Genomic DNA, 6307 nt, shown 5'->3' with positions numbered 1-6307 from the left:
AGCAGCGATAATTACAGGACTATTATGCCCCTCCTTTGAATCAACACCATTTTCTATAACAATTACATTACGTCCAAGAAACACTCACTTTTTTCAGCGTTTAAGAAATAGCTCTACCAACATAATTTTTTTCCGCTTTCAGTTAGTCTATTTTATGTTTCATAAAGCATTAAATCTTATTTCGAATGAAATATAAAGTTAACCCCAAACCGTTTTACCCCGCTAAATATTTAGCCTCTCAATCAAGGGGTTAACACGAAACGTGCATCTGGCCACGCACCTTATAAGTCAATGTAAACATTGAGATATTTTGCGACACCCCTTAAAAACTCACTTTGGCTATTCATGCCATTTATGATTTAGATCAATATCCAAAAGCTCGCATTAATTGATAGTTACTGCACGTCACGAATTAAGTGATTTATTCAAAATTCTACGTAACCCCGTTATTTTAATCAGGCGTAACCAGACGTTACATCAACACGCCAGGATAGCTAGCCTTACCCATTTTTACTTTTTAAATGATGAGTGCTTTTAAAATGAAACTTGCTAAAAATGCCGTTACATTTTTTGTATCCGGCGTTATTTTGACTGGTTCTATAAATGTAACTAAAGCTGCAGATGTAAATGTAAACCTTAACGATAACGTATCCAACGCAGGTACTTTTATTCAGATTCAGGGCACTGATAATACCGCTTATAATCTGGATAATATGAAAGCTGAAAACGTAACGCAAGACGGGCAGATCTATAACTTGCAAGGCGATCGTGAACGAATGCAAGACGAGATCAACGTAAGTAAAAATAATATCAGCACGAACACCGCTGATATCTCCTCTCTTCAAACGACTGTTTCTCACGTAGATCAGGAAGCTAAATTAGCAGGCGCTCTTGCCGACACCGCTAATACAAAAGGTGATGTGGCGTTAAAAGGCGTGCTTACTAACGGAACTGCAATTACTGATATTGAAACTGTTAATGCTGTGCAAGATAGCCGCCTGTTAGCTCTTGAGAATACACCAAAACCCACTAACGGCGTAGATGGAAAAGATGGCGCTAAAGGCGATAAAGGCGATAAAGGCGATACCGGTTCTACAGGCGCACAAGGCGTTGCTGGAGTTAACGGACGTGATGGAGCGAATGGTAAAGATGGCGTGATGACCACCGTGACACGAACGCAGGTAGACACGGCAACACAAGCTAAAGTCGCAACTAATAGTCAGGCTATTACTGCCAAAGCACAGGAACTGCAGGCTACCAAACAGACATTACAGGCTCTGAATAACAACACCAACCAGCAATTTAGGTCGCTGCGTGAGGAAGTCGATAATAACAAGAAAGAAGCAAACGCGGGTATCAGTGGCGCGATGGCGATGGCCGGTTTACCACAGGTGCAAACGAATCAGCGCGTGATGTTCTCGGCTGGCGGTGCGACTTACAACGGTGAAAGCGCTTTAGCGGTTGGGGCGTCGGTTAACTTTAACGAACATATGGTTGGTAAAGTGAGCTTCTCTGATGATACAGCAAATAACATGGGAGCTTCAGTCGGCGTAGGGATCGGCTTTTAATAAAGAACCAGCATGACAAAATACATTGTTATCTCTGTAATATTGTACCTGATGCTTATTATCGTTGGCGCATGGTTAGGTATTATGTATCAGACTTATTATATTTGCGGCTATTAAACCTCCTTCTATCGAATATATTTCATCTAAGGTATTATCATAATGATAAAGTCACTCTCAGCGGTATTAATAGCTGGTGCTGCCATCCTGCTTTCTGCGTGTACTTCACCTGCTCAGCGCATGGCCGAATGTGAGCGCCAGGGTATTAGCAAAGATACCTGCTACCTGGCTGAGCAAAATCGCCAGAATGTTTACAATGAAGCCGCACAAAATGCAGCATGGGCAAACGCGCGTGATGCCGCTGCGGGTACGGGTATCTGGGCTAAAAAAGACGCGAAGCAACATGCACAGGCAGCTAAAGCGGTTCACGCCTTTAAATGGGAAGGGATGAAGATCACGATTAAAGGTGAGATATTAGACGTCGATGGCGTATTGGGCGCGCTGGATGAAAACGAGCCTCAGGCAAAAGTTTATTCACAAGGGCTATACACCTTCATTTACTATCCTGCTAAAGGCAAACTAGCGGTGAGTAAAGAAGGAAAGTTTGTAGGCTACGCAACAAAGATTAAATAGAAAACAAAGGCGACAGCTGTCGCCTTTTTCATTTGCAGGCCTTAACGTATTACTCTAGCTGCCACGCCCCGGCATCAATAAGCGATGCACTCCCCGTCCAGGCAAACAATGCCAGTTCGCGCGCCCCTTCATCAGGGTAAATGCGGCTGCTGAGGCACGCCTCCCCTTCATTGACAAACACTTCCACTGACGAGTTGTCAACGAACAGGCGCAGGCTTAGCGTGTCGTTCAGGTTCAGCGCGACGCTTCGGGTGCCGCACAGGCCATACTGCGGATAATGACGCTCCAGCACCAGGCGCTGCATCTGCGCATCGACGTAGAGGCGTAATCCGTCGCCAAGACGAATGCCGTACTGCTCTGCGCTGCTGTTGACGCAATCCCACTGCAGAATGACCTCCATCGCATCACAGCTTTCCACCTGAGCGATCTGCTGATTGTTGAGCGTGCTCACCGGCCAGGGGAACCACGCCCCCCGCAGGCTTTCGACTTCTCTGGCTGGCCGCATCTGCAGGCGGTTATCCGCACTTAGCGTCAGCTCGCGCGGTAAAGAGAGCATGCCAGCCCACCCATCCTGCTGTTCCGGAAGGGGGGATTCCCACATGTCCAGCCAGCCGATAACAATGCGGCGTCCGTCAGGCGTCAGGAAGCTTTGTGGCGCATAGAAATCATGCCCGCAGTCCATCTCCACAAACTCACCTTCACGCACGAAAGGTTGGCCGGGCTGCCACTCGCCCAGCAGGTAGCCGCTCTGGAAAAGATTGCGATTGTTGAATCCCTCCGCAGCCAGCCCCTGAGGTGAAAACATCAGAACGCGTTTGCCGTTGAGGGTGAAAAAGTCCGGGCATTCCCACATGTAACCCATCTCTTTTTCAGCCACCGCAAGCACGCCCATATCCTCCCACTCGCGCAGGTCGTCAGAACGGTAAACGCGCACCTGGCCCGTCTCGCCATCCCGTGCACCGACAACCATGTACCAGCGCTCCCCTTCCCGCCACACTTTCGGATCGCGGAAGTGATGCAGCCCAGGCGGCGTATCAACGATCGTTCCTTGTCGCGTAAAATGGACGCCATCACGGCTGGTTGCCAGGCACTGTACCTGGTAAAGGTTAGCCTCGTCACCCGGATCGCCGTGGAATTTGTGTCCGGTATAAATCAGCGCCAGCGTATCGCCATCCACCACCGCCGAGCCGGAAAAACAGCCGTCCTTGTCTTCTGGCCCTTCCGGTGCCAGCGCCACCGGGAGATGTTCCCAGCGAACTAAATCCTTGCTGCGCGCATGGCCCCAGTGCATCGGCCCCCACTGGATCGAGTACGGATGATGCTGGTAAAACGCGTGATACCAGCCGTCAAACCACACCAGGCCATTCGGGTCGTTCATCCAGCCGGCACGCGCGGCGAGGTGGTAACGTGGATACCAGCGCAGGTTAAGATCGCCGCGTTTGGCCTGTAATGCCTGTTCAGCTTTGGCAATGGAATACATCATTTATTCACTCTTTTCAGTCAGATAGTGGAGGGTTGCGGCATGAGCGGGTCAGAAGAAGACTTACCCGAGCGCAACAGGAAGATGGAGATGAGCGTGGTGCTGAAAACTAATAGCCCCATAATGAGATAGGATTGGGCAAAGCCGTATTTCTCATAGCTGTAACCCGCCAGCGGCGACAGAACCGAAGCAATCACCGAGCTTGTACAGGCAAAGCCCACCAGATAGAGGGTGGAAGAGAGCCGTTTATCAAAATGCAGGCTGTTGTATTTAAAGATTGAGACCAGCAATACGGGCAGTTCAACCGCGTGCAGCAGCTTGGTAATGGAGATGAGCACCGGCCCCTCAACCAGACCGGATGCCACCATACGCATTGCCATCACCATGCCCGCGAATATCAGGCCGTTTTTCGCGCCGAGGCGGTTTACCAGCCACGGGGCACAAAACATGCCCGCCGCCTCAAGAAAAACCTGGAAGGAGTTGAGATAGCCGTACATGGCGTTTCCTTCCTGCAACGTCGGGAACTGTGACGAGAAATAGACCGGGAACTGCTGATCGTAAACGCCGTAAATGCAGGTGCCGATAACGAAAAACACCAGCGCCCAAAAACGCGGCAGCGTCAGCAGGCGTAATGCGTCCTCCAGCGTGACCTTGCCACCGGACACCGCTTCCTGCATGGCGTGCGGGGCGGAAGAGACCCTGAGGCGCGCGAGCAAAACAAAAAACACCAGCCCGGCACAGCTCGCGACAGCGAAATTCAGCTTCGGATTTATATTAAACAGGAGCCCCGCAAAAAAGGTTGCCACCGCCCAGCCAAGCGATCCCCACATTCTCGCCTTGCCAAACTCAAACTGGCTCTGACGGGCTACGCGTTCGGTATAGGATTCCAGCACCCCAATCCCACCGTTAAACGTCAGGCCGATATAAATCCCACCAAAAATACTGCCCAGCAATACGTTAATCTGCAGCAGATAGCCAAACAGCAAAAAGGCCGGGCCGGAAAGAATCAGCAGACTGGTCAGAAACCAGAGCAGGTGTTTGCGCAGGCCAAGTTTGTCCTGAATAAATCCATAACAGATTTGTGCAAACAGCGCGGATACGGAAAGCACGGCATAGATAATGCCCGTATCCCCCGCTTTTAAGCCCACTTCCTGATGGAGCCAGATAGAGAGCAACGAACCGGAAGATGACCAGGTGACAAAAAAGAAAAACAGTAATGCGCTCAGTAAGGGATAGCTGTGAGAGTGATGCGTTTTCATCATGACATTCTCATGTTGGAGTAATGACACAATGGTAACGTTAACATTTATGCTTTCTCATGCAGCTTGAGTGATATTTAAGATGTTAATCACGAAAGTTAACGTTAACATCAAGAGAATGAGATCGCGATCAAAAATTCATAAGTGAGGTAAGCGAGACTTAACCTGGTCATCAGCCTTCCTTTTACATCAGCGACTTAGTTGTATACCCTCTCACAGAGCATTAATGGAGTAAGAAAATGGCTTCCCTGAAGGACGTCGCAAAGCTGGCTAACGTATCGCTGATGACGGTTTCCCGCGCGCTTAACAGCCCGGAGCGTCTTAAACCGGAAACGCTGGCGCGCGTGCAGTGGGCTATCGAGCAGACCAGCTACGTTCCCGATCTGTCCGCCAAGAAAATACGCGGCGCAAACGCTTCACCTAAAACCATTGGCGTGCTGGCGCTCGATACGGTCACGACTCCGTTCTCGGTGGAGATTACGCTGTCTATTGAAGAGACGGCCAGGCTGCACGGCTGGAATAGCTTCGTCATGAATATGTTTGCTGACGACAACCCGGATGCCATCGTCGATCTTCTGCTCTCCCACCGGCCAGACGGGATTATCTACACCACGATGGGGCTACGTCAGGTTCCTTTTCCTGCCAAGCTGCTCACCCTCCCCTGCGTACTGGCCAACTGTGAAAGTGTCGGTGAAAAGGTCGCCAGCTATATTCCGGATGATGAACAGGGGCAGTACGCCGCCGTCAGGGCGTTACTCGCTGAGGGCTATCGGCAGCCCCTGTGTCTGCATTTACCTGTGGGCCATCTGGCCACAACTCGACGCCGTCAGGGGCTTGAACGTGCCTGCCGTGAAGCCGGGCTCGACCCGGACAGACTGGAGCACAGCTATATGGCGCCCGGAGACGAGCATTATCGTGACATTCCGTCCGCATTGCTGGCGCGCATTCAGAATGGCATCCCCCGGTTTGACTCCGTTATCTGCGGCAACGATCGTATCGCGTTTATGGTGTATCAGACGCTGCTGGCGCAGGGGATTCGCATTCCTGAAGATGTCGCGGTTATCGGCTACGACAATATGGTGGGCATTGGAGAATTGTTCCAGCCCCCTCTTTCAACGGTTCAGTTGCCCCACTATGAAATTGGTCGCCTGAGCGCCCTTCACATTATTCATGGTGAACAGCACCGGGAAACGACGCGCGTTGAAAGTCCATTTTTAATGCGTGATTCCATTGCGCACGCCATGTGACCACCGCTTTTTGCCGGTGATGGAAAAATAAGGGGGTATAAAGGCAGCATACCTCCTTTTTTCTCAGTCAATGGCACGATTTGTCACACTCTTTTCTTTCATTTAACACCCCGTCCAAACCTC

The 6307-nt window shown here is 50.5% G+C and carries 5 protein-coding genes; 3 read left to right on the top strand and 2 right to left on the bottom strand.

Translation table 11 applies throughout. From position 1 onward, the window contains the following. Nucleotides 1-539 precede the first annotated feature (539 nt). Both D5066_RS23040 and D5066_RS07550 read left to right on the top strand, forming a co-directional pair. Complete coding sequence (locus D5066_RS23040) at nucleotides 540-1568, top strand: YadA C-terminal domain-containing protein (RefSeq protein WP_244288131.1); 1029 nt, start codon at nucleotides 540-542, stop codon at nucleotides 1566-1568. A 159-nt stretch (nucleotides 1569-1727) separates the two neighbouring features. Beyond that, nucleotides 1728-2198, top strand: a complete 471-nt coding sequence (locus D5066_RS07550; protein ID WP_119915514.1) for a hypothetical protein — start codon at nucleotides 1728-1730, stop codon at nucleotides 2196-2198. Between the two features lie 49 nt (nucleotides 2199-2247). On the opposite strand, the gene D5066_RS07545 is transcribed toward D5066_RS07550, so the two are convergent. Next, nucleotides 2248-3681 carry a glycoside hydrolase family 32 protein gene (locus D5066_RS07545; RefSeq protein WP_119915513.1) on the bottom strand — a complete coding sequence of 478 codons (1434 nt, stop codon included), beginning with the start codon at nucleotides 3679-3681 and terminating at the stop codon, nucleotides 2248-2250. A gap of 17 nt (nucleotides 3682-3698) precedes the next feature. Further along, nucleotides 3699-4940, bottom strand: a complete 1242-nt coding sequence (locus tag D5066_RS07540; protein ID WP_119915512.1) for an MFS transporter — start codon at nucleotides 4938-4940, stop codon at nucleotides 3699-3701. A gap of 236 nt (nucleotides 4941-5176) precedes the next feature. On the opposite strand from D5066_RS07540, the gene D5066_RS07535 reads away from it, so the two are divergent. Continuing rightward, nucleotides 5177-6184 (top strand): LacI family DNA-binding transcriptional regulator, encoded by a 1008-nt coding sequence (locus D5066_RS07535; RefSeq protein ID WP_119915511.1) that lies wholly within the window; start codon nucleotides 5177-5179, stop codon nucleotides 6182-6184. Nucleotides 6185-6307 lie beyond the last annotated feature (123 nt).

This window comes from Enterobacter chuandaensis, assembly GCF_003594915.1.
GTDB lineage: Bacteria > Pseudomonadota > Gammaproteobacteria > Enterobacterales > Enterobacteriaceae > Enterobacter > Enterobacter chuandaensis.
Note: the sequence above shows the minus strand (reverse complement) of the source record. Positions and strands in the feature narration are given on the sequence as shown.